Origin of the sequence: Roseibium sediminis (assembly GCF_008711325.1) — a bacterium.
In the GTDB taxonomy this organism is placed as follows: domain Bacteria; phylum Pseudomonadota; class Alphaproteobacteria; order Rhizobiales; family Stappiaceae; genus Roseibium; species Roseibium sediminis.
The window spans coordinates 1-1322 of the sequence record NZ_VXDB01000077.1 but is presented as its reverse complement, the minus strand read 5'-3'; the positions used below and the strand labels follow the sequence as shown (position 1 = coordinate 1322).

Sequence of the window (1322 nt, the reverse complement as noted above, 5' to 3'; positions counted from 1 at the left end):
CCTGCTCTGCAAAAGCTGCTTCTCTCACCACAGAAAGAAATTTGCAACAGAGCCGGTTGACCTGGGCCGTTGGCATTCCGTTCAAGCAAAAGGTTTATCCTGCAGATGTGAAGATGATCTTCCCTGTCGCCAAACGTGGCCGCCCGCGTCAGCGGCACATTCCCGATACGAAGTCGATCACGGCGCAGGCTATGTTGGAGACAGCAATATGGAGGAAGGTCAGTTGGCGGCGTGGGACCAAGGGAACTCTCTCGGCGCGCTTTGCTGCTGTGCGTGTCCGGATAGCAGACGGTCTACCTCAACGCATTCGTGACATGGGTGCCCAACACCTGCCGGGAGAGGAGGTCTGGGTCGTCGGCGAGCACCGCTCGACCGGCGAACGCAAATACTATCTGTCCAACCTTCCAGCTGAAGCCTCACTTAAGCAGCTTGCCGGCGCCATCAAGGCACGCTGGATCTGTGAACAGGCACATCAACAGCTCAAAGAGGAACTCGGTCTGGATCACTTTGAAGGGTGATCGTGGGCCGGGCTTCACCGGCACGCATTAATGGCGATGATCGCGTATGCCTTCCTGCAATCCCGACGCCTTAAGCAGGCGGGAGGGGGAAAAAAAGATTCTTCGGTCCTCCGCCACAACCAACGCTGCCTGCCGTCCGCACGGAAATCCTGAAAATCATTCAAAAACCTCCACCGGAAACATGCCCCCATTGCGGGAAATGTATCTATGAGAAAAATCTGCCAAAGTAGTGCTAGGTCACATACTCATAAACTGGATTCCCATTGAGGAAGTATTCTGATTCACTGACCGTCATGAATGGAGGTCAGTATGGCTCGCTTCGATCTGACGGATTTCGGGTGGTCTGTGATACAGCCGCTTCTGCCGACCAAGGTACGTGGGGTCCCGCGCGCCGACGACCGCAAGGTCCTGAACGGCATCTTCTGGCGGCTTCGCACGGGCGCGCCTTGGGCCGACATTCCGGCGCGCTACGGCCCGTATACGACCTGCGTCAATCGCTTCAACCGCTGGCGCAAGGCTGGCCATTGGGCGCGTATTCTTGAAGCGGTATCAGATGCTTATGACGGTGACGTGCAGATGATCGACTCGTCATCGATCCGCGTTCATCAGCATGCGGCCAACGGCCAAAAAAGATTGGAGATCCCGTTGCATGGGTCGCTCGCGCGGCGGCCTGACCACCAAGATCCATGCGCTCGTCGATGCCGAGGGTCGGCCGATCCGCCTCAAATTGACCGAGGGCCAGGCGCACGGGCTCTGTTGCAAATTTCTTTCTGTGGTGAGAGAAGCAGCTTTTGCAGAGCAGGT

The 1322-nt window shown here is 57.0% G+C and carries 2 pseudogenes; both read left to right on the top strand.

The features are described from left to right. Positions 1 to 729, top strand: a pseudogene (locus F0155_RS23115) (transposase); the annotation flags it as partial. A gap of 98 nt (positions 730 to 827) precedes the next feature. Further along, a pseudogene (locus F0155_RS23110) lies at positions 828 to 1322 on the top strand (IS5 family transposase); the annotation flags it as partial.